Consider the following 25,033-nt stretch of genomic DNA (forward strand, 5'->3'; position numbering starts at 1 on the left):
TGTCACCGGGTGGGATGGCGTTGCCCGGCGCCACGCCGATCCTCACACCTCGACGAGCGATTCAGCGCCGCCCGATGATCAACCGCCCCAGGACGCCCACCGCGAACATCGCGACACCCACACCGCCGACGATCAGTGCGACGCGGGTGACGTCGTCGTAGGCGCCGTCGATGATGAGCTCGGCGACCTGCCGGCCCGAACTCTCGGCCCCGGCCACCTCCTGCTTGGCGCGGTCGGCGAAGAACAGACCCATGGCCCAGGTCGACACCCCCGCCGCGACGACGCCCAGCCCGAGCCACGCGAAGACGGTTCCGCGTCGTCGTGCGATCAGCAGTGCGAGCACCGCCGAGATCACGGCCACCGCGGCGGAACCCCAGGCGAGCAGCGTGATCTGGCCACCCACCTCGGCATACCGGCCGGCCTCGAGACCCGATGCACCGTTCGTCAGTTCGACGACCACCGGACCCTCGATCTCGTTGCCGCCGGACAGGTTCAGGGCGCGGTTGATCATGTCGGTGATGTCGAGTTGCATCACCGAGGTGTCCGACCCGGGTGCGGGCTCTTCGAAGAGGAAGTCGTGCTGCTGCCCGACGACGTCGGCGAAGTCCTGCTGGAACTGGTCGCTCTCGGTGTAGCGGCCCGCGAGCGGACGCACCAGGACACCGGCGATCGGCAGGTCTGTGCGGGCCGTCGCCTGCGCGGCGATCTCATCCGCCAGATAGTTCTTGACCTCCTGGTTCTGGGCCATCGGCGCGACCGTCGAGACGAATCCCGCTCGGTCGACGATGCGCTGGTCCAGCCAGAAGGACGGCACGGCGAGAACGGTCGCCGCGATCGCGACAAGTGTCAACAGGGCACTCAGGAAGCTACGCACAGCCACGAGGCTACCGAGCCGGGGAACTACTCCCCGATCACATCCGCGGCGCGGCCGACGATCAGCGGGTCGGGCGTACCCACGAACGACTCGTTCTTGCCGTCGTAGTCGAACAGGCTCAACACGTGGCGCATCGCGTTGATCCGTGCCCTCTTCTTGTCGTTCGACTTCACCACCGTCCAGGGCGCGTGGTCGGTGTCGGTGGCGGCGAACATCGCTTCCTTCGCCTCGGTGTAGGCATCCCACTTGTCGAGCGACGCCAGGTCCATGGGCGACAACTTCCATTGCCGCACCGGGTCGATCTGACGGATGGCGAACCGGGTCCGCTGCTCGAGCGGGGTGACCGAGAACCAGAACTTGACCAGGTTGATCCCGTCGTCGACGAGCATCTTCTCGAACGCCGGGACCTGCGCGACGAACTGCGTGTACTGCTGCGGGCTGCAGAATCCCATCACCCGCTCGACGCCGGCCCGGTTGTACCAGGAGCGATCGAAGAACACCATCTCACCACCGGCGGGCAGGTGCTGGACGTAGCGCTGGAAGTACCACTCGGTTGCCTCGCGTTCACTGGGCTTCTCGAGTGCGATGGTGCGGGCACCGCGCGGGTTGAGATGTTCGTTGAAGCGTTTGATGGTGCCGCCCTTGCCCGCGGCGTCGCGACCTTCGAAGACCAGCAGATGCCGCTGTCCGGTCTGCTTCGACCACTTCTGGAGCTTCAGCAGCTCGATCTGCAGGCGTCGCTTCGTGACCTCGTACTCGCGGCGGCTCATCCGCTCCTCGTACGGGTAGTCCTCGCGCCAGGTGTCGACGACGTTCCGCTCGGGCAGCGTGAGCAGGACCGGGTCGTCGTCATCGTCGTCGTTGACCGTGAAGTGGGTGGTGTCGTGGAGGTCGACGAGCTGCTGGAGCGCTTCGCGGCCGTTCAGCACGCTGAAGTCGGGGCCGATCTGGGTGTCGGGACTGTGGAGGTCGGTCACTCCACAACGATAGGACGAAGGGACGAACGACGCCCGACGCTCCGGTGAACGACCGTCGCGTCGGGCGTGTCCTGTCTCTCAGATGTCGTCTACTGCGGTTCAGTTCCGCAGGTCGATCGACCCGGAATGCAGGCAGGCCTTGCCGGTACTGGTGTCGAACGCGGCTGCGAAACCACCGCTGCACCGGGCACCTTCGGGGCCGGCGTAGGCCTCGCCGCCCCAGCCACCGACCGCCACGGTGGTGCCGCCCCGGCGTGCCTGGGCGACGGACAGCGCGCTCGGTCCGGTCGTGACGGAGTAGGCGTTGCCCCGGCTGTTGGCACCGGCGAGGGCCGTCGAACCCGGTTGCAGGTTGTACGCCGCAGCGTTGCCGCCGTTGTCCGACACCGAGATCGCGGTACCGCCGCCGCTGCGTTCATCGGCGGTCGCACGACTGCCGAGTCCGGCCTTCGCGCCGCATCCGCTCCGGCCCTCGACGCGCTCGACCTGATGACCATTCGACACCGAGCAGTGCGTCGACGCCGAGGAGACCCCTTCGCCCGACAGCCCGGCGAAACCGACACATCCGGCGAGCCCCGCCGCCAGGACCAGGCCGCGAACGGCAAACTTCTTGATTCTCAACTGCTTTGGCCTCCATAGCTCGGGCGCCCGGTAAGGAACGCCCTCAGCGTACAGGGGCCGGTGCCGCGGAGGAGACGATCGCCTCGTCACGTCCCGGTCACGATCGTCCTCAGGCCGCCGCGCGCTTCTCCACTTCGGCGGTCAGCCCCTTGCGGGCGGTGTCGACGGCCATCTTCTGCGCGCGCTTCACGATGAGTCCGGGCAGCTTGATCTTCAGCTCGACCGCGAGGTCGAACCGGACCCGGGCCCCCTTGTCGGTCTCGGTGACCGTGTACTTGCCGTGCTGCTCACTCAGCTGATTCGACTCGATGAGGTGCCATTCGCACGAGTTGCCGGTCCACTCGTAGGTGCACGTCTGTTCGTCGGAGATGCCCGCCGCGGTGACGACCATCCGCACCTTCTCGGGCGTGCCGTCGTCATAACTGGTCAGGATCTCGGCTTCCTTGTGCGGGCCCGACCACTCCGGCAGGGACTCGATGTCCATGAGCACTTCCATCACCACCGAGACCGGGGCGGCGACGTCGAATTCGATGTTCGCTGAGACAGCCATGCGCAGAACCTACCGCGCGCCCGCGAGGCCGATGCAACGAACCGTCGACGACGTGTCGACACGCGACGGAGTCGTCCGGGTCGACCTCGATCAGTTCTCGCGGTCGACCAGGTTGACCGGCCACGCCTCGTCGGGGATGTCGCGCAGCGAGCAGGCCTGGTCGACCGCGGTGAACCAGCCACGGAAATGCATGATCTCGCCGATGACCGGGTTGCGGACGGTCGCGTCGCATCGGAAACGATCCCGTTTCTCGTCCCACCCCTCGATGTACTTCATCTGAGCGGTGAACAGCCCCCGCATCCCGACCTTGGGGCCACGTCCGAGCCAGCGCATCGGCCCGCTCTCGAGCAGCAACTCGCCGGACCGCGTCACCGACGGCTCGATGGGGTACAGGAACTCCGGGCCGTCGCCGAAGTAGTCGACCAGGCCCGTTCGTCCGGCGACCAGCAACGAGTTCAGCTTGCGGGGGCCGGTCGTGTACTGGAAGTTCCGCAACACCGCGAGCGACTCCCGCCCGAGCTCGTCGGAGTAGCAGTAGTACCCCTGGGTGAACGGCACCATCCGGCTCGTCTTCGAGGGCAGCGCGTTGCGCTTGGCGTAATGCCACAGCGCGGGCGGCGGCAACGCCGAGGAGATGTACACCGACTCGTAGATACCGCTACAGATCTGGGCGACACCGGATGTCGAGTCGATGCCGTAGCGCCATGCGACGTTGGGATGCAGACGGTCGAAGTCCGAACCCAGCGCATGCCGGAAGACCGGCGTCATGGCGTCATCCTCCCGAGTTCACCCAGCCATTCGAGCCGACGCCGACGATGAACAGGCGCAGGCCAGGCGTCACCGGCTCGGTGACGACATGGTGAACCTACTAACGGAGCACACGCGTGTCCAACGTCTCAGTCCTATCGGAGCCGATCGACCGCGGCGTCACACAGGCTCGCCAGTTCGGCGATGACGCGGTCGAGGGGTTCGACGCTGCGCCGCGTCTGGCACAGTCCGACCGCTCCCTCGACCGCCGCGATGACGAGGTTGGCCAGCGAGTCGGCACGGTCGCTGTCGACGCCGTCGACCACCAGCCGTGCGGTGACCAGGTCGGCCCAGCGCTGCAGGATCTCGGCGGAGGCGTCCGCCACCGCGGGTTCGCTGCGACGGGCGAGTCCACCGGCGAGGACCGGACACCCGAACTGGAAGTCGGTGTTGACCAGCAGACGTCGCCACACCCCGCCGATCTCGCGCACGGTGTCGGCCGGGGTCATCGTGGTCGGACGTCCGATGCGTTCGGCGATGAACTCGCCGGCGTAGCGGACCGCCTCGGTCATCAGCTGGGTCTTGCCGCCCGGGAAATGGTGGTAGATGGAACCGCGCGGCGCGGAACTCGCGGCGATCACGTCGCCGATGGACGTGGCCGCCACACCGTCGCGACCGATCAGGTCGGCCGCGTGCACGACCATGCGCTCACGTGGGCCCCGGTCGTCCGCACCGGTGATCACGGACTCGGCGGGATGTGACGCCATGCAGCAACAACTCCTATGCCGACCCTCATATCTCTGATGTCCTGCGCCAGCATACAGAGCATCCGCCGAGGTCATCGGCGCCGAACGAAATCACCCGCAGTATGCACACCTTCATAATTGTTGCGAAGTATGCAAGCATGCATAGTCATGACGACCACCGACGCCCCGACCGACCCCACCGCCATGTCCGGACTCGAACTACTGCGCGCCTGGCAGGCCGACGGCGCAGGCTCCGACCGTCCGAGCATCGGCCGCCTCCTGGGCATGGTTCCCAAACAGATCGACGAGGGCGCGGTCACCTTCGCCGTGACCCCGCAGCCGGACTTCGCCAACCCCCTCGGCACCGTTCACGGCGGCATCTGCGCCACGCTGCTGGACTCGGTGATGGGGTGTGCCGTGCACACCACACTGCCCGCCGGCGTCGGCTACACGACGCTCGAGCTGAAGGTGAACTACATCCGCTCGGTCGCCGTCGACGCCGGAGAGCTGACCGGCGTGGGCACCGTCATCCACGCCGGCCGCACCACCGCGACCGCCGAGGGCAAGGTGTTCTCCGCCGACGGCAAGCTCGTGGCACACGGAACCACCACCTGCATCGTGTTCCGGTAGCCGGATCTACGTCCGGCTGCCTCAGCTCGCGAAGAGCCGAGGCGACATCTGTGCATGTCGCATGCCGAACAACTCGAGCGCGAAGCTGCTGGAGCTCAGGGCGTCGAGCGGAGTCCGCTCGACGTCCGCGGCAAGGTCGACGAGAGCGGGGGTCGCCGCGACCAGTGTCCGTTGTGCGCCCAGCGAACCGAGTCTGCCGAGACGTACGCACGCGCTGAGCGCGGACGCCATCGACGAACGCAGCGTCCCCAGGGTCGCGGTGCGCCGGTCGACCCCGAGTCCCGCCTGGACCACGGCTTCGACGACGGCCAGATTGCCGGGTGCCCTCGCCGACGACACCGCGCGAAGGTAATCCGCGCGAGCACAGTCCGGCACTTCGCAGTTCATCCCGACCCGACCTGCAGTGTCGGCGAGCTGACGCCCCGGCTTGAGCGACGCGTCTCGCGCGTTCTCCGAGGTCTTGTAGCTGAGCAACTCCCGATCGAGGGCCCTGAGCACCTCGAGATCGTCGCTCGCCCACGCGTGGACGCCGACGACCGCATCGAGTGTTGCGACCGACGTCGCCACGTAATCTACGACGAGCTCGACGATCAGATCCGGCCCGGCGTCGGGAAACGCACGTAGCCAGCTCTCGATGCCGTTGCTGTGGACCAGACGGCCCGCCGGAAAAGCGCTGTCGTGCAGGTTCAGCCAGCCGACGATCGCCGCAGAGGAGTCGATCGCGGTCCGGCCATTCGCGCAGCAACTGGCGGCGGGCCGATCACCCATGGTGGTGATGATGGTGATGATCTGCCGACGTGTTCGACCATCCGTGTGCGGCGAGCGGGACGTCGACCACCTCACCGTGGAGTCGCAGTGCGGCGAGGGTGTCCTGCGCGGTCGTCGCGCTCGTCATCAGCGGCGTCGTCACCCGGCGCGCCGAGACATCCAGCGGGGCATGCTGGTTGCCCAGGAGATAACCCAGCAACAGCATTCGCCGCGCACCATCGGGTCCGCCATTGGCATCGAAGTCGACGACGATGGCGGGCTCGGCAGCACGACGTACCACGGTGATGGTCTCGCCGTCGTCGGCCAGGACCGCACCCTCGTCGAGAAATGAACCTCGTGGGAGGCGGAGCCGCACCGTCGACCCCGAGGCCGTCATGAGCATCTGTCGATGCTTACGCGCGTCCCCCCAACCGATCTCGACGAGGTCGACTCGACGTCCGAGGAACTCCTCATCGCATTCATGTCCCAGGAGGTGGGTCACTTCCAGTGCCGGCTCGATGGATTCGGTGGTCATGGGATGTTCCTCTCAGATCAGTCGCCTGGGGGGCGGTGCCAGGATCAACAGTTCGGACCGGATTGCTGCCAGACACTCGGCGAGCGCCTCATGCATCGCGGGTGCCCTCGTACCGAGCACGCGCACGATCAGCCCACTCTCGGCCTGCAGTGCGCTGATACCGCTGACGACATCCAACGCATCGAGGGCCGATCGCAGTGCATTCTGTAACGCACCGGTGCTTCTCGTGGGAGCTACCACCAGCAACGTGGCGCAGTAATCCGCGCCGATCAGCCGCCCCGGCAGCGAACCGGCGCCGTCGACCCGTCCTTCATGTCGACGGAACCGAAGCGCGTCCCGCGCGACGACCTCACCGTCGACCCGCACCGTGGTCCGGCAGACGAGAGACCTGTATCGGAACCGCTCCCCACGGCCGATCCGCCCGGAAGCGAGCATCTCCCATCCGACGAAGAGCCCCGAACCCCGGACGTCGATCTCGGTGTCCTGAGCGAACCGGGAGTCGGCCTGCGGAATGATCTCGCGTGGCACGAACTCGACCACCGATCGATCCGCGACCCGGATCCGCTGGTGGTGGGTTGCCCCCGGTCCGTCGTGACCGTCGAACACCTGGGTCGCCGCCTGGGTCGTGAACAGGAGATGGCTGCCGGGGCCGGCGGCCACAGTCGTGTACAACGAGTCGTCGGCGAAGATCCCGCCGGACGGATTCTGTACGCACAGATAGGCGATCCGCGGGTCGACATCGACACACAGCGGTGTGGTGACCCGTTGCGGGTAGGCCTGCCGCAGATGCCGTACCCGTGTCCCGCCGCGAACATCCGCGACCACATCGACATCGAGGACCCCCGGCTCGATCATGCCCTCGGTGGCGTGGGAAGCATTGCTCCCCTGACTATCTCGTCGGCGATCTCGGCGATCCCCACCTGATGCCGTAGGTCGGTGAACAGTGTGGGTTTACTGGGCCTGGCAACCGAACAGTCGTGCCGCATGCGGTCCAGGTCGGCTCCGACCATCTCGGCGAGATCGATCTTGTTGACCAGGAGCAGGTCAGCCTGCAGAAGGCCGATACCCTGCTTCCGCGGGATGTCGTCGCCGGCGGCTGTGTCGATGACGAAGATCCAATAGTCGACGAGGTCACTGCTGAACGTGGCAGCGAGGTTGTCTCCGCCGGACTCGATCAGCACCGCGTCGAGGCCTGGGTACGCAGCCGCCAGATCATCCACGGCGGCCAGATTGACCGAAGGGTCCTCGCGGATCGCGGTGTGCGGGCACGCGCCGGTCTCGACGGCTCTGACCCGCGCGGGGTCGATGACGCCGCTGCGTCGTACGCGCTGGGCGTCCTCGTCGGTCACCAGGTCGTTGGTGATCACTGCGAGATCGACTCCGCGCTCGGCGAGGACGGGAACCAATGACTCGACCAGCCTGGTCTTGCCAGAGCCGACCGGTCCGCCGATTCCGATACGGATCGGATCCGAACTCATGCTCTCCTCCTATTTGAGCGTGTACCGACGTCCGAGCGGAACGCTCGACATCGGTGTGCTCGTGCAGATCTCCCCGTTCACCACCACCCGGTAGGTGTCGGGTTCGATGGAGATCTCGGGCAGATGGTCGTTGTGGACGAAGTCCGCCTTGGTCAAGGCCCTCGACCCCGTGCAGCCGATCAGGGGGGTGTCGAGGCCCAGTCGCTCCCCGAGGCCCGAGTCGATGGCCGCGCGTGCGACGAAGTTGACCGACACGTCGGCCGGCGACTTGCCGAAGGCCGCCCACTGCGGGCGATACTTCAGCGGTTCGCAGGTCATGAGCGAGGCGTTTGACTCGCCCATCACCGACCACGCCGGGAAGCCGCCTTTGAACACCACTTCTGGACGTATACCGAAGAACTTCGGCTCCCACAGCACGACGTCGGCAAGCTTGCCGGGCTCCAACGATCCGACCTCGTGATCGATGCCGAACATCTTCGCCGGATTCAATGTCAGCTTGGCGACGTACCGCAATATGCGCTGATTGTCCGCGCCGGTGCCGACGTCGTCCGGCAACGGCCCGCGGGTGGCACGCATGTGCGAGGCGAGTTGCCATGTACGGGCGATGGTTTCGCCGATGCGGCCCATCCCCTGCGAATCCGAGCCGATCGCGGAGATCGCGCCCAGATCGTGCAGGACGTCCTCGGCGGCGATCGTTTCACGCCGGATACGCGACTCGGCGAAAGCCACGTCCTCCGGTATCCGCGCATTGAGGTGATGGCACACCATGACCATGTCGAGATGCTCGTCGAAGGTGTTGATCGTGTACGGGTTGGTCGGATTCGTGGACGACGGAAGGCAATTCGACTCACCCACGACTCGCATGATGTCCGGGGCGTGCCCACCGCCCGCGCCTTCGGCGTGGTAGGTGTGGATCGTGCGGCCACCGATTGCGCGCATGGTGTCCTCATAGAAGCCCGACTCGTTCAGGGTGTCACTGTGGATCTGTACCTGTAGGTCGAGTTCGTCGCCCGCGTCGAGCGAGGCGCGGATCGATGCCGGCGTCGCCCCCCAGTCCTCGTGGATCTTGTATCCGATCGCACCGGCGAGTCCCTGCTCGATCAACGGTGCCGTGGATGCGGCGCTTCCGTTCGCGATGAAACCGAAGTTCATCGGGAACGCCTCTGCTGCCCGAAGCATCCTGGCCAGATTGTGTGGCCCCGAGGTGGTGATCCCCACCGTGACCGGACCCAGGCCGCCGCCGACCATGGTGGTGATACCGCTCGAGATGGCTTCCTCGACCAGGCCGGCGCTGTCGAAGTGCACGTGGACGTCGATGGCACCCGCAGTCGCGATCATGCCCTCACCCGAACGGATGTCGGTGCCTGCGCCGATCACCAGCGCCGGATCGACCCCGTCCATGGTAGCGGGGTTGCCGGACTTGCCGACGCCGGCAATGCGCCCGTCCTTGATCCCGATGTCGGCCTTACGAATTCCCAGCACGGCATCGATGATGAGGACGTTGGTGATCACGAAGTCCAGTGCGCCTTCGGCATTCGTGATCGCGTTGTGCACCGCCATGCCCTCGCGCATGGTCTTGCCGCCGCCGAACACCGACTCGTCGCCGTAGACGGTGGCGTCGAACTCCACCCGCGCCAGGAGTTCGGTGTCGGCCAGACGAACCCTGTCGCCCGTTGTCGGCCCGAACAGTTCCGCGTAGTGCTTACGCGTCAGTCTCTGCACCGTCGTCCCCTCCTGAAGTGTTCTTCCCGGATACGTCTCCCGCGGACGTGTCCAAGAATCCCGCCGAGCGCAGGTCGCGAAACGTCGCGGCGGGCAGCGCAATATCGGTTGGACCGTTGGTCATGCCGTTGAGGCCGGTGATGACGCGCTCGCCACCGAAGGCGACGAGTTCGACATCGTGCTCGGCCCCCGGCTCGAATCGGACAGCGGTACCCGACGGGATGTCCAGACGCATGCCGAATGCCTCCCGTCGATCGAACAGCAGCGCCCGGTTGGCCTCGAAGAAGTGGAAGTGGGAACCGACCTGGACAGGTCGATCACCGGTGTTGACCACCGTGATCGCCGCGGTGTCCCGCCCGTCGTTGATCACGACGTCTTCGTCAGCGAGCAGATACTCCCCGGGCGTGTGCTCGTCACCGGCCAATCGCGTTGGCGCGGTGTCAGTTCCCGGCCGGATGGGGTCGTGAACGGTGACGAGTTTCTGGCCGTCGTCGAAGAATCCCTCCACCTGCACCGACCCCAGAAGCTCTGCGACCCCCGGGGCCACGTCGTCATCGGTCAGGAGCGACGCACCGAGTGCCGCCGCCTCCGCGACGCTGGCCCCCCCACGGGCGGCTTCGGCCACCTCGTCGGCGATGAGAGCACGCGCTTCCGGATAGGTCAGTCGCAGTCCGCGGGACCGGCGTCTGCGCGAGAGCTCAGCTGCGAGGAAAAGCAGCAGCCGGTCCTCGTCCTTCGGTGTGAGATGCACGGGTGTTCCCTCTCAGATGGCCGACACGTCGGGGTTCGCAGGTCAGGCCCCGACGCCCTCGGCCCACGGATAGTTGTCGAGGAAAGGATCGGGTTCGATCGGTCCATCAGAACTCCACACCACGTCGAACTGTCCGTCTGCGGTCACTCGGCCGATCCGCGCCGTCTTGGTGACATGGTGGTTCTCGCCGTCGACGGTGACCAGCCCCTCGGGCGCTTGGTAACTGACGCCGGCCGCAGCAGCGGACACCTCTTCGGGTGTGAACGTATCCGCTTTCTCGACCATCTGCTTCCACAGGTGCACAGCGGTGTAGGCCGATTCCATCGGGTCCGAGGTCACACTCGACGACCCGAACCGCTTCTTGAAGGCGGCAACGAACGCGTCGTTCACCGGATTGTCCAGAGACTGGTAGTAATTCCACGACGACAACTGTCCGACGAGATTCTGGGCTCCGATGCTCCTGACCTCTTCCTCACCGACGCACATCGACATGACCGGCATCGTCGATGCGTTCAGGCCGACGTTGTTGTACTCGCGGAAGAATGCGGCCAACGAGTCCCCTACCACCACGTTGAACACGGCATCGGCGTCGGATCGACGGATCTTGTTGACGATGGTGGAGAAGTCCGTGGAGCCGAGCGGGGCGTAATCCTCACCGGCGATGGTCATTCCGTTCTCCTCCGCATAAGCACGCACAATCGCGTTCGAGGTGCGGGGGAAGACGTAGTCACTGCCCACGAGATAGATCGACTTCACCCCTTGTTCGCGCAGGTAGTCCAGTGAGGGGATGATCTGCTGATTGGTCGTGGCACCCGTGTAGAAGATGTTCGGAGAGCTCTCCAGTCCCTCGTATTGCTGGCCGTAGTAGAGCAGCGCACCGGTGTCCTCGAACACGGGCAGCATCGCCTTCCGGCTGGCTGAGGTGTAACCGCCGAACACTGCTGCGACACAGTCGCTCGCCACAAGCTTCTGGGCCTTCTGGGCGAAGATCGCGGGATCGGAGGCGCCGTCCTCGGAGACCTGCCGCAGTTGTTTTCCGAGCACACCTCCGTCCGCGTTGATCTGCTCCACAGCGAGCGTGATGGCGTCATGGATCACGACTTCGCTCACGGCGGTTCCACCGCTGAGCGAGTTGATCGAACCCACCGCGACCGAGTCTCCGCTCGTGTCGAGACAGTCGACGCGGCCTGCGGCACTGTCACTGTCGGAAGCCGCACTCCCGCACGCGGACAGCAGGACACCGGCCACCGCCACAGCGGTGATCGACATCGTCACGCGCCATGGGGAACGTTCACGGGAAGAGTCCGTGGTCATCGGTAACTCCTGGCTTGTCGGCCGGTGGTGCTCGGCCGTCTGAGATCAATCGGTCACGGCCCCACAGCGGTGTGCGACCGGTGCCTCGAATCTAGGGACCGAGATCCGGTCCGTGAATCGGGAGAATTCCCCATCTTTCCCACTTCGATTGTTAACTGCTGGTTTCTGGACCGACCAGGAGTGTTGCGTCACCGGTCTGACGGGAAACATCGCCGAAACGCGCCTGCGGAACAATGCGACACATCGAATGATCGTCGTCGGGGGGTTACGGAGAACGCATGAGATCGTCGACCACCGGGCCCTACCACGAGGCGCTGGGCAGTGCGGCCGACCTCAACACACGCGCCGACGAGCTGCTGTGCGCGCTCGGTGAGCGCGTGTCGTCGTCGGCAAGTGCGATCAGTGTGTGGGATCCGGTCGCGGGCCGGCACCTGACCCTCGCCAATCACGACTATCCCGATTCGGTCATGAGCCATTTCAACAGCTGGTTCGTCTCGAACGACCCTCTGTTCAAAGAGATGGAGAGAACCCGCTCCGGCGCGCTGCGCTGGCGCGACTTCCCCGGGTACCGACGGACTCACTCGGTCACCAACGTGTTCACCCCGGCCGGATTCGACGAGGGACTGTCCGCTCGCCTTGTCACCGCACAAGGCACTTATGCGGGGACCCTGCACGTCAATTCCGACGACCGCCGCTACCCCCGCGACGTGGACGTCACCGAGATCAATGAGCTCCGCAGCAGTGTCGCGTCGCTGCTCGACACGACGATGCGTCCGGTGATGGTGGCTGACTTCCTATCTCCCGGGAGCCCCGCGTGGCTCATCGACAGGTTGGGAAACTGCCGGGCCCTGCACGATCAGCTCATGCCAGATGTCGACCCCGGACTGCTCTCGCTCGTCGCGCGACTCGCCGGTACCGAGCGCAAGTTCCGATGGTGCGATCCCGGGGGAACCTGGCATCTGGTCCGGCTGCTCCCGGCGACGCCGCGATATCGGGACGCCACACCGGTGGCGTTGACCTTCACGACGCCCGAGCCACTCCCCTACGACCTCACCGGACGGGAGCTGGAGGTCCTCACCCTCGTGGCGAACGGTTTGACCTCGGCGCAGATCGCCGGTGCGCTCGTCATCAGCGCCAAGACAGTCGGCCGCCATATAGAGCACCTACTCGGCAAGACCGGGGTCGCCAACCGGGTCGGGTTGGCAACGCTGGCGCATCAGCACGGTCTCCTCAGCGCTCGCCAGATGCAACCCTGAAGCGCAGGCGACCGGCTGATCAGTCCGTACGCGCAGCCGCGATGATCCCGGCGATGTCCTCGTCTCGCATCCCGAAACCGGCGAGGCGACCGAGCGGGATCGAGGCGAGCATTCGTGCCATGTCGACGCCCAGCGCGTCGTTCCCAGCACTCATGAGGGGATTGTTCTCGGCCAGGCCGGCAAGCGCCTTCGCGGCAGCCGGGTTCGCCAGGACCTCGCCCAGGGTCGAGTTCTCGTCGATCGGGAGGACGACGTCGTCTCCGGGGATCTCGACGGTGAGGGTCAGCCGGATGTCGCGGCTCGACGCACCGGAATGGACCGCGTACTCACCCGATTCGACGATCCAGCGATCGACCCGGGTGTCCCAGTACGCGAGGTCGTTGCGGTCGATGACCACCGAGACCGTCTGCAACTCACCGGGCTCGAGGTCGCGGGTGACCGCGAAACCCGTCAGCTCGCGCGACGGACGACCGACGCGCGACCCCGGCTTCGACGTGTAGATCTGGACCACTTCGCGCCCGGCGCGCGGTCCGGTATTGGTGATCGTCACCTCGACGACCACTCCGTCGACATCCGAATCTTCGGCTGAGACAGAGAGATCCGAGTACGCGAACGTCGTGTAGGACAACCCGTGCCCGAACGGGTACGAGACCTCGAGGTCCCGCGCGTCGTACCAGCGGTAGCCGACGTAGATCCCCTCCCCGTACCGGATGTGGGAGTTCTCGTTCGGGAAGTTGAGGTATGCCGGTGTGTCCTGCAACCTGACCGGCACCGTCTCGGTGAGCCGCCCCGACGGGTTCACCCTGCCGACGAGCACGTCGGCGATGGCCCCGCCCCCGGCCTGACCGAGGAGTGCGCCGTCGAGGACCGCGGGGGCCGCGGCGACCGCATCGAGGCGGAGGACTCCGCCATGCGCGAGCACGACCACCGTTCGAGGCTGCACGTCGAGGATCCGCGTCAGCAGTTCGATCTGATCCGGTGGCAGTTCGATGTCGTCGCGGTCGAAGCCCTCCGACTCGTGCGACGCCGCCAGGCCCAGGAACAGGACCGCGACATCGGCGTCGGTCGCGGCGGCGATCGCGTCGGCCGGATCCACAGGTGCGTCGTCGGTGGAGAAGCCCGGGGCGTAGGTCACCGAGTGACCGGACGCCCGGATCTCGTCCACCGGCACATCCAGGCGCGTCGGGTTCACGTGTGAACTGCCACCGCCCTGGTACCGGGGTTCGCGCGCGAACTCGCCGATGACCGCGACGGATTGCCCGGAAACCAGTGGGAGAACGGCGCCCTCGTTCTTCAGCAGGACGATGGACCGGCCGGCGGCTTCGCGGGCGAGGCGGTGGTGCAGATCGAGATCGACGACGACTCGGCCCGCGCGACCGGCACCCGCCCGCTCGGCGAGCCTCCGGACAGCCCGCGCCGATCGGTCCACGGCCGCCTCGTCGAGAGTCCCGTCCTCGACGGCGTCGACGATCTGCGCATCGGTCCGGCCACCGGACCCGGGCATCTCGAGATCCAGTCCGGCCGCGACCGCACGGACGCGATCGGCGACCGCACCCCAGTCGGAGACCACCACACCGTCGAAGCCCCACTCACCGCGCAGCAGGTCGGTGAGGAGCCACTGATTCTCCGACGCCGCGATGCCGTTGATGCGGTTGTACGAGCACATCACGGTCCACGGATCGGCCGAGCGGATGATGTGGGCGAAGGCGCGGAGATAGATCTCGCGCATCGGCCGGGGATCGACGTCCGAACTCGAACGCATCCGGTCGTCCTCGGCGTTGTTCAGCGCGAAGTGTTTGGGCGATGTCCCGACCCCGATGCTCTGCACACCCTCGATCCACGCCGAGCCGAGCCGGCCCGTCACGAACGGATCCTCGGAGAAGTACTCGAAGTTCCTGCCGCACCGTGGGTCTCGTTTGATGTTCACACCGGGACCGAGGAGAACGTCGACGCCGAGGCCACGGGCCTCACGTCCGAGCGCTTCGCCGACACGACGGATCAACCCGACATCCCAACTCTGGCCGAGGCCGACGGCAGGCGGAAAGCAGGTGGCGGGTTCGCTGCCCGCGAGACCGAGGTGATCGGTCGCGCCGGTCTGTTTGCGGACCCCGTGGGGGCCGTCGGTGAGCGTCAGTGCGGGAACCGAACCGACCGCCTTCGTGGTCCAGAAATCGGCGCCGCTGCCCAGGGCGGCCTTCTGGGACAAGCTCAGTTCGCTCATCCCAAGACACTACCGACGATCGTCAGTCGCTCAGCTCGACCCGGGGCAGTACACCGTGTACTCCCACCGGGTGCCCTCCTCGGGACCGGTGACACGTACGACGACGGAGGACTCGGTGCCCCGCGGCACGACGACTCGGGCACTCCCCGCGCCCTCGTTGCGATTGTCACCGACGTATCCGGTGTTGTGAATCAGTCTGCCCTGGTAGAACACCCGTATCTCGTCGGCCTGGTCGAGCGTGTCGTACCGCAGGGTGAAGCGGGTGGGTCCGGGCCGGCCCAGCATGTACCGCGTCTCCGTGACCCCTCGGCCCCCGGATCGCGTCTCCTCATCGCATTGCTGAACTCGCGGCGGCTGCACACCTCCACCGATGCTCCCGACGAAGTCGAGATCCCGGGGATCCACACCGCCGAGGCTTCCGTAGTCGAGATCCCGGGGATCCACCCCATCGAGGCTGCCCGAGTCGACCGACCCACCCGGTTCCGCCCACGCGTCCGGAGAACCGGTTGTCGCCGCGGCCGGGACTCCGACCACCAGAACGGACATCAACAACAACCGTGCCATAGCTCGTGCGCGCATGGATCTCCGTACCGGTGGACAGTGGTTCGCTCGACGCTATCGATCGCCACAGACTCGCGGTATCCCCTCACCGGAGGAATCGGCAAGGGCGCCCGGGACACAGCCGAGCGCGGTCCGACCTCGTCGGCTACCCGTCGAGGTATCGGTCACGGAGGGCCTGCTGGTGTCCGACGTCCAGGCCCAGCGCCTCGCTGAAATAGCCCTCGACCCCGCCGTACTTCCTGTCCACCTCGTCGAACGCCGCGTCGAGGTATCCGGCGTCCACACCCAGCACGCCGACGAGTAGTTCGGGATCGCCCCCCGCCGCGGCGAACCCGTCGAAAATGTGCTTGAGCGACGGGATCAGACGCTCGTTGGTCAGGAGGTAGTCGCGGTAGACGTCGTCCTTCGGCACCCCGAGCAGGGTCAGGAAAGAGGCTGCCGCCCAACCGGTTCGGTCCTTGCCGGTGGTGCAGTGCACCAGGGCGGGCGTCGACCCCGCGTCGAGCAGTCCTCGGAAGAACTCGGTGTAGGCGGCCGTCGCGCTGGGCAGGGTGATCATCTCGCGGTAGGTCCCGGAGATCATCTCGCGCGCCTTGCCGCCGGACAACATCTCATCGGCCTCCGCGACGACGGCCGGGTCGGCGAGCACCGCCCCGATGTTGGCGGGAATCGACATCTGTGCGTCGGCGAGGACATCGAGGGCGATGTTCGACGCGCCGGGCAGCGCAGGGTCCGGGATGGCTTCGCTCTCGTGCGCCGACCGCAGGTCGTACACGGTGGTCAGACCGAGCGCCTCCAGCGCGGGCACGTCGGCGGTGTCGAGGGCGGAGAAGTCCGTCGAACGGAACAGGACGCCGGATCGGACCGTGTGGCCGTCGACGGTGCGCCAGCCGCCGAGGTCGCGCAGGTTCGGCAGGCTCGGGATGGGGCTCGGCGCACCGGGGGTCGCAGTCACGGTCACATCGTGACAGATCTCGGGCCGCTCAGTCGGTGAGCGCGCGTTCGAGCATCGGCCACGACTTCACGAGCTGGTCCTGCCAGTACGGCCAGGCGTGCGTACCAGGGGTGTAATCGACGGTCGCGGGGATGCCGAGCTGCGTGAGCCGACGGTCGAGATTGAGCGTGCACTGATGGGTGGCGGCCTCGATCGCGCCACCGACCGCGATCTGGTCGATGTAGATCGTGGTCTTTCCGTCGATTCCCTGGCTCTGCAACTGGTCGTGCGGCCCGGGGATCCCCGTCCCGGTGCTGATGTAGATCGCCTTGCCGCGAAGCTTGTAGGCGTTGACGACCGGGTCGTGTGCACGCCACCCCGGGGAACCGACCGGACCCCAGATGTTGGCGATGTCGCCGCCGCCGCGACCCTCCACGACCGCCCGGATGGCCAGCCGGCCCAGATTCGTGCTGGTCTCCGCGCACCCGCTGTAGGACGCGACAGCCCGGTAGAGCTGGGGTGCCGACTCGGCCAGACTCAACGACGATGTTCCCGCCATCGAGATCCCGGCGATCGCATTCACCCCGGTGGTGGTCAGCTTTTTGTCGATGAGCGGCGGTAATTCGCTGGTCAGAAAGGTCGTCCATTTGTTTCGCCCGAGCACCGGGTCGACTTTCACCCAGTCGGTGTAATAACTGTAGGCGCCACGCATCGGCACGACGACATTCACATTCTTGTCGGCGACGAAATCGACGATGTCGGTTTGCTCGAACCAGTGCCCGGTACCCTCTCCGCCACCCGCACCGTTCAGCAGATACAGCGTCGGACGGGGCACCGATCGGTCCGCAGGTACGAGCACGCGCACCGGTACATCGCGTTTCATCGACGGCGAATACACCGACAGGTCGAGGACCCGACCGTCGGCCACGGCGCGGGCCAGGGCCTGCGCCCGCGTCGAACCACTTCCCGGCTCCGCACTCGCGAGTGACGGAATTGCCAGGGCGGCAACGAGTGCAACGATCGAGAGCGTCGTGGCGACCAGGCGTCGGCGGAGAGCACCATCCGCTGCGGACATCACAGTCCCTTCACATCACTACGACCGCGCCGTCGTCTCGACAACGGAATTCACACGTACAGATATCGATCCGAACACGTTTCACCATACGCACCGAGGCCAATCCCGTCCGCATTACTCCGGTCGCGGCAATTGTCGTTCATCTGGCGATCGAAGCCGAATTGACTATCGTTGGGAAAGTTTTCACGATGACGAATCCCGATTACTGAAACCGTCACCCGTCTGAGCAGCAAATCCCGCTCGGTCTTGTCCATTCGGGAGGTGTGGTCCACCGGAAACGGCCTGTTTCGGTCGCCGGCGTCGTGCAGAGCCGAGTCGTCTTCCTGATCGCAGATTAGGTTGTTCGAACTACAAACAGTCCACTCGGACCGGCCGTTCAGGGCGTCACCGACACCGGGAACAGTGTGCGCGGATTCTGGAGCAACGCCGGCGGGATGACTTCCGATCGCGCGAGCGTGCCGGACCAGCGGACGTGGCGGCGATGCGGGGAGAGCGTCGCGCCGCGTGCCGAGAACCGGTAATCGCCATCCACCACGCCGAGCATCAGCGTCGGGTCGGTGCTCGTCGGGTGCAGCACGGCGACCTCGTCCCCGATCGCGAGGTCGGAGACGAATGAGGCCAGGACTCGCAGGTCCTTTCCCGGCCGACGCCCGGGAGTGCACTCCTTGAGCAGTTCCCTCAGCTCCGTCTCGGTGCGGCCGGACGCGTCGACGTCGATGCCGGACTCGGTGCCGAGCCCGACGATCCGCTGTCGCCGGAACTCGGTGTACTGGTCGTCGGACGTGGCCCGGACAATCCACACCGTGCGGGTCGGCTCGTCCAGCTCATGGGCACCGGCGGCCGGCGGATCGGGCCAGAAGTACGGCAGTTCGTCGTCGACGTCGTCGAACACGGAGCCGTAGAAGTCCGGCGCCTTGCGGAGGAGCGCCGAACGATGACTGCGATGGAGTCGGTCGTCGCCGAGCCATGCCGGCATCAGCCCCTCCGCGGCCAGCTCGGCCTGGGTCCGACCCACCACCTCGGGTGCGAACTCGGAGATCATCGGTGCCGTGCTGTCCGCACGCCCCTCACCGGTCCACACGTCGACGAAGGCGAGCCCGTACGCGACCAGAGCCGGGGTGTGGCCGCGCCACATCGTGACCGCGGGATGGCTGGCCCAGCCGTAGTCGAAGAGTTCGAGCGCACGCAGGATCTGCAACGTCTCCACCCGCTGCTTGCCGAGGCGCGCGGGGTCCAGGACCTCGGCGGAGCGTCGAAAATCCGGATACGGCAAGAACGTCTGCATACGAGGCGCTTACCCACTCCCGCCGGGCACTCACACGTGCGCGTGAGCCGGCGGCGGGTATCGGCGGTGGCGAGCTCGCAGTTGTCAGCTGCTACCGAACATCGACGAACCCGCTCCCGGGGTCACACCAGGACCGGACGGCGGGTACACCTCTGGCTCGCCTATGGTCCCCGCAGCGTCGAAGTCTTCCCGGGTCATGCCCTTGACGCGGCTGAAGTCTGCGTAGAAAACGATGGCGCCACTGAGATGGACGCCGGTCAGAGTGGCGCCCGTGAGATTGGTCCGGACTAGACGGGTCCTGCCGAAGCGGGCGTCGGTCAGGTTCGCATTCGTCAGGTTCGAGTCAGTGAAGTAGGTCCCGGAGGCGTCGGCCCTGGTGAAGTTCGCGCCCCAGAGAGAGATGTACTCGAGAGACGCGTCTCGTAGGGTCGCATCCGTGAAGTTCGGCCGGATCATCGACGTGCGAATGTACGCTCCGGACAGGTCGGCGCCCGTGAAGTCCTTCTCCGGGTCGACGTCAACCCTGTTGTCGATGATCACGCCGCGGAGGTCGGCATTCGCACACGACGCGCTGGTTCGCAGGCACGAGCTATCGGCCGCGGCAGTCGGCACACCGAACGGAACGGCGCCGATAGCAAGTGCCGCACCGACGATCGTCGCCGACAAGAGCGCTCTGCCAGGTCGTCGGATTCGGCCGATGGTGCGCGTGAGCAGGCGGGACATTCGTTTCCCCTCGTCGATGTGCGGCTTCCCGACCGTGCGGAAGACGCTCCGCCTCAACACAGTCAACCATCAGCCGTCGCGTGCGTCCTGGTAACCGAGGCCATCTACCCTGTCCCTCAGAACGGTGGTGGGTTGGCGGCGTTCCACGCGTCGATTTTTCGGCGGTGGGTGGTGGTGCGGGTGGTTCGCTGGTCGGCGAGGTGGCTGCGTGCGGGGTGGTCGGGTGGGCGGCCGGGTACGAGGTAGCCGAACAGGTCGCGGCCGCTGAAGGCGTTGCCGATGAAGGTGTGCCCGGTCGGGGACTGGAACCAGGCGGTCAAGTAGTCGTCCTGGTAGTCGCGCCACATGCCGAAGGTTTTGATGCGGTGGTGAAACCGGCACAACGGTTTGAGGTTGCGTTGCGTGGTCGTACCACCGGTTGCTGGGGAGTCGTGGTCGAACGGGTGGGTGTGGTCGAGATCCGTCGTCCACACCGGCTGAGTGCAACCGGGAAAGGTGCAGCACAACTCACCGCACCGCACCAGCGTCTGGAGTTTGCGGCTCGGCGCGTAGCGTGTTTCGGCTGCAGTGTCAGCGGCCGGGCTGGTGCCGGGTGTGGTGAGGAAGGAGCGTTGCGCGTCGGCCAGGAGCGAGCGCATGCTGTCGGCGTCGATCAGGCCGTGACCGTCGAGGAAACCGGGATCGTCGTCGAGGCCGAGCAGCGTCGACAGGTTCACCACGATGTGGAACATCGGCACCGGCCGGTGCGGTCCGGTGTCGGTGACCGGGGCTGGTTCGGATACCGGGGTCGGTTCTGGCGCTGAGGCCGCCGGTTCGATTGCTGCCGAGCCGGTTTCGCACCCGGGCTCGGTGTCGGTGTCGTTCTCGTCGAGATCGACCACTGGTGGGGGTGCGCATTGTGGGCAGCGGCAGGCCAGCGTGTCGAGGTGGGCGGCCAGCGCGATCATCGCGTCGGCGCGTCGTTGCCGCTTGTTGCGGGGGTCGTCGGAATGTACGGAGGCGGCCATCGCGTCGAGTCGGGCGTTGAGTGCGGCGGCGTCGGTGATCGGGAGGCTGCCGCTGATGCGGGACTGGCCGGGTGTGAACCGGTCGGGTGTGATGGTGATGGCGCGGTCGGCGGTGGCGCGTTCGCGGCGGCGGCGCACCGCGTCGGGGGCGTGTTTGGCGACGATGGCGTCGACCAGGGCGGTGAACCGGGTTGTCGACATCGGTGGGCGGGCCAGGATCGCTTCGGCGAGATGGGCATCGACGGTCTGCATGTCGGCGTCGGGCACGTAGTCGGTGCGTTTCATGGCGATGGTGAAGCGGCGCTGGTCGATTCGCCCGCAGGCGACGGTGTTGCCGGTGAGCATGAGTCGGTAGCGCAGGACATCGCCGGTGCGGATGAGGTCGCGGGCTTCGGCGGCGGTGATCGTCAGTGCCGCACCGAGTTCGGCGGTGGCTTGGTCGAAGCCGTCGGGCCCGCACTCGGTGTAGGGGTCGATCCCGGCGGCGGCCTCGGCGGCGTGTCGGTGCAGTTCTGCTTCGGAAGAGGCTTGGCCGTCGCGGTTTTCGGTGCGGCGCATGTGGTAGTCGAGTTCACGTTCCTCATGCAGCAGGCTTGCCGCGGTCAGTAACCGGTAGGAGGCTGCTGACGTGATCGACGCACAGTGGGTGATGACGTCCACCAGCTCGGTTGCGGACAGTTCGACGTCGGAAAGCACTGGGGGCAGCGAGGATTCGCAGACAGGCTCCCCGCCCGCAACAGGTGTGGCACCGCCCCCGAACTGCATGACACCAATGTACGACCCACCACCGACAAGAATTGCCGATCGCGTCCGAGGGGTCCGAAACTCACTCCAGCACAGGCTCCGACGTGTCGGTCCCGGCCTCCGGCAGTGCACACACCCCGTCGACGCAGACCGCTGCGTCGTCGTCGCCGATCATCTCGAAGGGCACGAGCGATTCAGACACGGTCGGTCTCCTCTGCGCGGACCCTGTCCAGGGCTTGCGTGAACGTTTCCGGCGCCTGCGCGCCGGAGACGCCGTACTTCCCGTTGATCACGAAGAACGGCACCCCGCTGATCCCGTACGCGCGGGCCTGGTCGATGTCGGCGGCGACGTCGGCGGAGTACTCCCCCGACTCGAGCGCGGCGAGGACGGCCTCGCGATCGAGACCGACGTCGGCCGCGAGGTCGGCCAGTTCCTCGGCGCGGCCGACGTGCCGCCCCTGCTCGAAGTACGCCTGGAACAGGCGCTCGGCCAGTTCCGCCTGTCGGCCATGTGCCTTCGCGAAATGCAGGGCCTCGTGTGCCTTCAGTGTCTTGGTGTGCTGGAGCCGGTCGAAGTCGTAGTCGAGACCGACGTCGGCGGCGATCCCGCGAACCTGGTCGAGCATCCCCCGGACCTGGTCGGCGGGCATACCTTTGTGCCGAACGAGGAAATCGATCTCCGAGCCGTCGAAGTCGACCGGCGTATCCGGCGCGAGCTCGAAGCTGTGGTAAGTCACCTCGACGTCGTCACGCCCGGCGAACTCCGCGAGTCCCGCCTCGAACTTCCGTTTGCCGATGTAGCACCACGGGCAGGCGATGTCGGACCAGATGTCGACGGTGATGGGAGCGCTCATGGCCGTCTCAACACCTCGCGGATCGCAAACGTTCCCGACAACCACCCAGCCGGGTCAGTCAGCCGCCCCGGGCGCGGGCGCGTCGAGCAGGACGTCGAGATGCGCGCGCGACCAGTCACACAGGCCGTGGACCGTCGTGACGAGATCCCGACCGGCGTCCGTCAGGGTGTAGTCCACCCGCGGGTTCGCGCTGCGATGGTCATGCCGGTGGATCAGTCCGTGCGCCTCGAGGTCGCGCAGCGTCTGGGTGAGCACCTTGTCGCTGACCGTCCCGATCGACCGCCTCAGCTCGCGGAACCGGCGGGGACGTCGTCCGACCTCCTCCAGGACGGTCAGACCCCACTTCGTCGACACGACGGCGAAGACCGATCGCGCGAGCTGCCGAGCGCGCTCGTCGACCCCGGACGACGGCGCGGCGTCCCCGCTCACCTCGAAGTGCGTACTGCCGCTCATCCGCCTGCGCTCCTAGCGTGGTGTCGATGCGAGTGCTGAAGACCTATGCCAGAGTATTCGTCGCCGACCTCGACGAGTCGCTACCGCTGTACGAGACGCTCGTCGGCGCATCGGCCGATCTGCGGTTCGCCTTCGAGAGGGCCGAACTCGCCGCCGTCGGCGACTTCCTCCTCATCGCCGGAGCCGACGACGATGTCGCGCCCTACCGATCCACCGTCGGCCCGGTCATCGTCGACGATCTCGACGGTCTCATCGCGATGGTCGCCGGTCCGTCCGGGGCCGAGGTGATCGGCGAATCCGAGAGTGCGACAGGCCGGTTCGCCTACGTCCGCCATCCCGACGGCGCGGTCGTCGAATACGTCGAGTGGTCGCCGGAGGTCGTCGCGTCGGTGCTCGGAACGCCGAAGGCCGGCCACCCTCACGGGTGACCGGCCTTCGGTCTGGACTGCGTTGCGAGACGCAGGGATCTGATCAGGAGATCAGAAGCCCATTCCACCCATCTCGTCGCCACCCGGCATGGCCGGTGCGGCGTTCTTCTCGGGCTTGTCGGCGACGACGGCCTCGGTGGTGAGGAACAGAGCCGCGATCGAGGCTGCGTTCTGCAGCGCCGAGCGGGTGACCTTCACCGGGTCGTTGATGCCGGCCTTGAGCAGGTCCTCGTACACACCGGTTGCGGCGTTGAGGCCGGTGCCGGTGGGCGAGTTGAGGACCTTGTCGGCGACGACGCCCGGCTCGAGGCCGGCGTTGATCGCGATCTGCTTGGCCGGAGCCGAGAGCGCGACCTTGACGATGTTGGCGCCGGTGGCCTCGTCACCCTCGAGCGAGAGTGCGTCGATGGCCGGCTCCGACTGCAGCAGGGCCACGCCGCCACCGGCGACGATGCCCTCTTCGACGGCAGCCTTCGCGTTGCGGACGGCGTCCTCGATGCGGTGCTTGCGCTCCTTGAGCTCGACCTCGGTGGCCGCGCCCGCCTTGATGACCGCAACACCGCCGGCCAGCTTGGCCAGACGCTCCTGCAGCTTCTCACGGTCGTAGTCGGAGTCGCTGTTCTCGATCTCGCCGCGGATCTGGGCGACACGACCGGCGATGGCGTCGGGATCGCCCGAGCCCTCGACGATGGTGGTCTCGTCCTTGGTCACGACAACCTTGCGCGCGGTACCGAGCAGCTCGACGCCCGCACCCTCGAGCGAGAGGCCGACCTCTTCGCTGATGACCTCGCCACCGGTGAGGATGGCGATGTCGGCCAGCATGGCCTTGCGGCGGTCACCGAAGCCCGGGGCCTTGACGGCGACGGACTTGAAGGTGCCCTTGAGCTTGTTGACGACGAGGGTCGAGAGAGCTTCGCCCTCGACGTCCTCGGCGATGATCAGCAGCGGCTTGCCGGCCTGGATGACCTTCTCCAGCAGCGGCAGCAGGTCCTTGATGGTCGAGACCTTGCCCGAGACCAGCAGGATGTACGGGTCGTCGAGGACGGCTTCCTGGCGGTCGGCGTCGGTGACGAAGTATCCCGAGATGTAGCCCTTGTCGAAGCGCATGCCCTCGGTGAGCTCGAGCTGCAGGCCGAAGGTGTTGGACTCCTCGACCGTGATGACGCCTTCCTTGCCGACCTTGTCCATCGCCTCGGCGATGAGCTCGCCGATCGAGGGGTCGCCTGCCGAGATACCGGCGGTCGCAGCGATCTGCTCCTTGGTCTCGACCTCCTTGGCGCTCTTCAGCAGCGACTCGGTGACGGCCTCGACGGCCTTCTCGATGCCGCGCTTCAGACCCAGCGGGTTGGCGCCGGCAGCGACGTTGCGCAGGCCCTCACGGACGAGAGCCTGGGCGAGAACGGTGGCGGTGGTGGTGCCGTCGCCCGCGACGTCGTCGGTCTTCTTGGCGACTTCCTTGACCAGCTCGGCGCCGATCTTCTCGTACGGGTCCTCCAGCTCGATCTCCTTGGCGATGGACACACCATCGTTGGTGATCGTGGGGGCGCCCCACTTCTTTTCCAGAACGACGTTGCGACCCTTGGGTCCCAACGTCACCTTGACGGCGTCGGCAAGGCTGTTGAGGCCCCGCTCGAGGCCGCGACGGGCCTCTTCGTCGAACGCAATTTGCTTGGCCATGGGTAAGTGATCCTCCGAAGGGGGTGACACTAGGTTCGTATGGCCGGAACTCGGTGCCCGCGACGGACGACCGGTGTGTCATTCGGTACCGGCCTCACCGTCCCGACCTGGCACTCACAGCTC

General features: G+C 66.6%; 27 protein-coding genes. 3 read left to right on the top strand and 24 right to left on the bottom strand.

Translation table 11 applies throughout. The features are described from left to right. Positions 1-61: 61 nt before the first annotated feature. The 6 genes from CA982_RS02845 to CA982_RS02870 form a co-directional block, all read right to left on the bottom strand. Positions 62-874 (bottom strand): hypothetical protein, encoded by an 813-nt coding sequence (locus CA982_RS02845; protein ID WP_086533828.1) that lies wholly within the window; start codon positions 872-874, stop codon positions 62-64. A gap of 26 nt (positions 875-900) precedes the next feature. Next, positions 901-1,851 (bottom strand): polyphosphate kinase 2, encoded by a 951-nt coding sequence (gene ppk2 / locus CA982_RS02850; protein ID WP_064569191.1) that lies wholly within the window; start codon positions 1,849-1,851, stop codon positions 901-903. Between the two features lie 99 nt (positions 1,852-1,950). Then, complete coding sequence (locus tag CA982_RS02855; protein ID WP_086533829.1) at positions 1,951-2,472, bottom strand: DUF6764 family protein; 522 nt, start codon at positions 2,470-2,472, stop codon at positions 1,951-1,953. A 109-nt stretch (positions 2,473-2,581) separates the two neighbouring features. Beyond that, a complete protein-coding gene (locus CA982_RS02860) occupies positions 2,582-3,022 on the bottom strand; it encodes an SRPBCC family protein (protein ID WP_086533830.1) in 441 nt (146 codons plus the stop codon). A 90-nt stretch (positions 3,023-3,112) separates the two neighbouring features. Beyond that, positions 3,113-3,790, bottom strand: coding sequence for a DUF4166 domain-containing protein (locus CA982_RS02865; protein ID WP_086533831.1), 678 nt, complete (start codon positions 3,788-3,790; stop codon positions 3,113-3,115). A gap of 134 nt (positions 3,791-3,924) precedes the next feature. Next, entirely contained in the window at positions 3,925-4,536 is a 612-nt protein-coding gene (locus CA982_RS02870; RefSeq protein WP_086533832.1) for a TetR/AcrR family transcriptional regulator, read from the bottom strand. A gap of 129 nt (positions 4,537-4,665) precedes the next feature. Here CA982_RS02870 and CA982_RS02875 point away from each other — a divergent pair, with 129 nt between their 5' ends. Then, positions 4,666-5,145, top strand: a complete 480-nt coding sequence (locus CA982_RS02875; protein ID WP_208617866.1) for a PaaI family thioesterase — start codon at positions 4,666-4,668, stop codon at positions 5,143-5,145. Positions 5,146-5,166: 21 nt separating this feature from the next. On the opposite strand, the gene CA982_RS02880 is transcribed toward CA982_RS02875, so the two are convergent. The 7 genes from CA982_RS02880 to urtA are packed head-to-tail and all read right to left on the bottom strand — an operon-like array spanning position 5,167 to position 11,692. After that, entirely contained in the window at positions 5,167-5,913 is a 747-nt protein-coding gene (locus tag CA982_RS02880; RefSeq protein ID WP_086533834.1) for an urease accessory protein UreF, read from the bottom strand. Next, positions 5,906-6,427 (bottom strand): urease accessory protein UreE, encoded by a 522-nt coding sequence (locus tag CA982_RS02885; protein ID WP_086533835.1) that lies wholly within the window; start codon positions 6,425-6,427, stop codon positions 5,906-5,908. The genes CA982_RS02880 and CA982_RS02885 overlap by 8 nt, the downstream gene beginning before the upstream one ends. A gap of 12 nt (positions 6,428-6,439) precedes the next feature. Continuing rightward, the gene (locus CA982_RS02890; protein WP_086533836.1) at positions 6,440-7,282 is read right to left on the bottom strand and encodes an urease accessory protein UreD; all 843 of its coding nucleotides are present in this window, start codon (positions 7,280-7,282) and stop codon (positions 6,440-6,442) included. Next, a complete protein-coding gene (gene ureG / locus CA982_RS02895; RefSeq protein WP_086533837.1) occupies positions 7,279-7,905 on the bottom strand; it encodes an urease accessory protein UreG in 627 nt (208 codons plus the stop codon). Before ureG ends, CA982_RS02890 begins: the two co-directional genes overlap by 4 nt. A 9-nt stretch (positions 7,906-7,914) precedes the next feature. Then, positions 7,915-9,627 carry an urease subunit alpha gene (gene ureC / locus CA982_RS02900; protein WP_086533838.1) on the bottom strand — a complete coding sequence of 571 codons (1,713 nt, stop codon included), beginning with the start codon at positions 9,625-9,627 and terminating at the stop codon, positions 7,915-7,917. Next, the gene (gene ureB, locus CA982_RS02905) at positions 9,608-10,378 is read right to left on the bottom strand and encodes an urease subunit beta (protein ID WP_086533839.1); all 771 of its coding nucleotides are present in this window, start codon (positions 10,376-10,378) and stop codon (positions 9,608-9,610) included. Before ureB ends, ureC begins: the two co-directional genes overlap by 20 nt. 42 nt (positions 10,379-10,420) lie before the next feature. Next, the gene (gene urtA / locus CA982_RS02910; protein ID WP_425269021.1) at positions 10,421-11,692 is read right to left on the bottom strand and encodes an urea ABC transporter substrate-binding protein; all 1,272 of its coding nucleotides are present in this window, start codon (positions 11,690-11,692) and stop codon (positions 10,421-10,423) included. A gap of 278 nt (positions 11,693-11,970) precedes the next feature. Here urtA and CA982_RS02915 point away from each other — a divergent pair, with 278 nt between their 5' ends. After that, on the top strand, positions 11,971-12,948 hold the full coding sequence (locus CA982_RS02915) for a helix-turn-helix transcriptional regulator (protein WP_086533840.1): 978 nt from the start codon (positions 11,971-11,973) through the stop codon (positions 12,946-12,948). Between the two features lie 19 nt (positions 12,949-12,967). Here CA982_RS02915 and CA982_RS02920 read toward each other — a convergent pair whose 3' ends face one another. From CA982_RS02920 to CA982_RS02960, 10 genes are all read right to left on the bottom strand, one after another. Then, a complete protein-coding gene (locus CA982_RS02920) occupies positions 12,968-15,169 on the bottom strand; it encodes a glycoside hydrolase family 3 C-terminal domain-containing protein (RefSeq protein ID WP_086533841.1) in 2,202 nt (733 codons plus the stop codon). A gap of 30 nt (positions 15,170-15,199) precedes the next feature. Continuing rightward, positions 15,200-15,748 carry a hypothetical protein gene (locus CA982_RS02925; protein WP_244176108.1) on the bottom strand — a complete coding sequence of 183 codons (549 nt, stop codon included), beginning with the start codon at positions 15,746-15,748 and terminating at the stop codon, positions 15,200-15,202. A 127-nt stretch (positions 15,749-15,875) separates the two neighbouring features. Beyond that, the gene (locus CA982_RS02930; RefSeq protein ID WP_208617867.1) at positions 15,876-16,685 is read right to left on the bottom strand and encodes a tyrosine-protein phosphatase; all 810 of its coding nucleotides are present in this window, start codon (positions 16,683-16,685) and stop codon (positions 15,876-15,878) included. Positions 16,686-16,713: 28 nt separating this feature from the next. Then, on the bottom strand, positions 16,714-17,739 hold the full coding sequence (locus CA982_RS02935; protein ID WP_086533843.1) for an alpha/beta hydrolase: 1,026 nt from the start codon (positions 17,737-17,739) through the stop codon (positions 16,714-16,716). 50 nt (positions 17,740-17,789) lie between these two features. Continuing rightward, positions 17,790-17,993 (bottom strand): hypothetical protein, encoded by a 204-nt coding sequence (locus CA982_RS26300; RefSeq protein WP_143412517.1) that lies wholly within the window; start codon positions 17,991-17,993, stop codon positions 17,790-17,792. 122 nt (positions 17,994-18,115) lie between these two features. Then, entirely contained in the window at positions 18,116-19,024 is a 909-nt protein-coding gene (locus CA982_RS02940; RefSeq protein WP_086533844.1) for an MSMEG_6728 family protein, read from the bottom strand. 84 nt (positions 19,025-19,108) lie between these two features. After that, the gene (locus CA982_RS02945) at positions 19,109-19,564 is read right to left on the bottom strand and encodes a pentapeptide repeat-containing protein (protein ID WP_158097789.1); all 456 of its coding nucleotides are present in this window, start codon (positions 19,562-19,564) and stop codon (positions 19,109-19,111) included. 299 nt (positions 19,565-19,863) lie between these two features. Beyond that, positions 19,864-21,519, bottom strand: coding sequence for an HNH endonuclease signature motif containing protein (locus CA982_RS02950; protein WP_086533846.1), 1,656 nt, complete (start codon positions 21,517-21,519; stop codon positions 19,864-19,866). Positions 21,520-21,692: 173 nt separating this feature from the next. Next, positions 21,693-22,352 carry a DsbA family oxidoreductase gene (locus CA982_RS02955; RefSeq protein WP_086533847.1) on the bottom strand — a complete coding sequence of 220 codons (660 nt, stop codon included), beginning with the start codon at positions 22,350-22,352 and terminating at the stop codon, positions 21,693-21,695. A gap of 54 nt (positions 22,353-22,406) precedes the next feature. Further along, positions 22,407-22,805 (bottom strand): winged helix-turn-helix transcriptional regulator, encoded by a 399-nt coding sequence (locus CA982_RS02960; RefSeq protein WP_086533848.1) that lies wholly within the window; start codon positions 22,803-22,805, stop codon positions 22,407-22,409. Positions 22,806-22,831: 26 nt separating this feature from the next. Here CA982_RS02960 and CA982_RS02965 point away from each other — a divergent pair, with 26 nt between their 5' ends. Beyond that, positions 22,832-23,233 (top strand): VOC family protein, encoded by a 402-nt coding sequence (locus CA982_RS02965; protein ID WP_086533905.1) that lies wholly within the window; start codon positions 22,832-22,834, stop codon positions 23,231-23,233. A gap of 51 nt (positions 23,234-23,284) precedes the next feature. Here the strand turns inward: CA982_RS02965 and groL are convergent, their stop codons facing one another. After that, a complete protein-coding gene (gene groL / locus CA982_RS02970) occupies positions 23,285-24,910 on the bottom strand; it encodes a chaperonin GroEL (protein ID WP_004022854.1) in 1,626 nt (541 codons plus the stop codon). Positions 24,911-25,033 lie beyond the last annotated feature (123 nt).

The organism is Gordonia lacunae (assembly GCF_002149015.1).
Taxonomy (GTDB): Bacteria; Actinomycetota; Actinomycetes; order Mycobacteriales; family Mycobacteriaceae; genus Gordonia; species Gordonia lacunae.

Bases quoted from the DNA above. Each gene is read 5' to 3' on its own strand.
- CA982_RS02860 (WP_086533830.1), bottom strand. From the start codon at position 3,022: ATGGCTGTCTCAGCGAACATCGAATTCGACGTCGCCGCCCCGGTCTCG.
- CA982_RS02865 (WP_086533831.1), bottom strand. From the start codon at position 3,790: ATGACGCCGGTCTTCCGGCATGCGCTGGGTTCGGACTTCGACCGTCTG.
- CA982_RS02870 (WP_086533832.1), bottom strand. From the start codon at position 4,536: ATGGCGTCACATCCCGCCGAGTCCGTGATCACCGGTGCGGACGACCGG.
- CA982_RS02875 (WP_208617866.1), top strand. From the start codon at position 4,666: ATGCAAGCATGCATAGTCATGACGACCACCGACGCCCCGACCGACCCC.
- CA982_RS02880 (WP_086533834.1), bottom strand. From the start codon at position 5,913: ATGGGTGATCGGCCCGCCGCCAGTTGCTGCGCGAATGGCCGGACCGCG.
- CA982_RS02885 (WP_086533835.1), bottom strand. From the start codon at position 6,427: ATGACCACCGAATCCATCGAGCCGGCACTGGAAGTGACCCACCTCCTG.
- CA982_RS02890 (WP_086533836.1), bottom strand. From the start codon at position 7,282: ATGATCGAGCCGGGGGTCCTCGATGTCGATGTGGTCGCGGATGTTCGC.
- ureG (WP_086533837.1), bottom strand. From the start codon at position 7,905: ATGAGTTCGGATCCGATCCGTATCGGAATCGGCGGACCGGTCGGCTCT.
- urtA (WP_425269021.1), bottom strand. From the start codon at position 11,692: ATGACCACGGACTCTTCCCGTGAACGTTCCCCATGGCGCGTGACGATG.
- CA982_RS02915 (WP_086533840.1), top strand. From the start codon at position 11,971: ATGAGATCGTCGACCACCGGGCCCTACCACGAGGCGCTGGGCAGTGCG.
- CA982_RS02920 (WP_086533841.1), bottom strand. From the start codon at position 15,169: ATGAGCGAACTGAGCTTGTCCCAGAAGGCCGCCCTGGGCAGCGGCGCC.
- CA982_RS02925 (WP_244176108.1), bottom strand. From the start codon at position 15,748: ATGCGCGCACGAGCTATGGCACGGTTGTTGTTGATGTCCGTTCTGGTG.
- CA982_RS02935 (WP_086533843.1), bottom strand. From the start codon at position 17,739: ATGTCCGCAGCGGATGGTGCTCTCCGCCGACGCCTGGTCGCCACGACG.
- CA982_RS26300 (WP_143412517.1), bottom strand. From the start codon at position 17,993: ATGGACAAGACCGAGCGGGATTTGCTGCTCAGACGGGTGACGGTTTCA.
- CA982_RS02940 (WP_086533844.1), bottom strand. From the start codon at position 19,024: ATGCAGACGTTCTTGCCGTATCCGGATTTTCGACGCTCCGCCGAGGTC.
- CA982_RS02950 (WP_086533846.1), bottom strand. From the start codon at position 21,519: ATGCAGTTCGGGGGCGGTGCCACACCTGTTGCGGGCGGGGAGCCTGTC.
- CA982_RS02955 (WP_086533847.1), bottom strand. From the start codon at position 22,352: ATGAGCGCTCCCATCACCGTCGACATCTGGTCCGACATCGCCTGCCCG.
- CA982_RS02960 (WP_086533848.1), bottom strand. From the start codon at position 22,805: ATGAGCGGCAGTACGCACTTCGAGGTGAGCGGGGACGCCGCGCCGTCG.
- CA982_RS02965 (WP_086533905.1), top strand. From the start codon at position 22,832: ATGCGAGTGCTGAAGACCTATGCCAGAGTATTCGTCGCCGACCTCGAC.
- groL (WP_004022854.1), bottom strand. From the start codon at position 24,910: ATGGCCAAGCAAATTGCGTTCGACGAAGAGGCCCGTCGCGGCCTCGAG.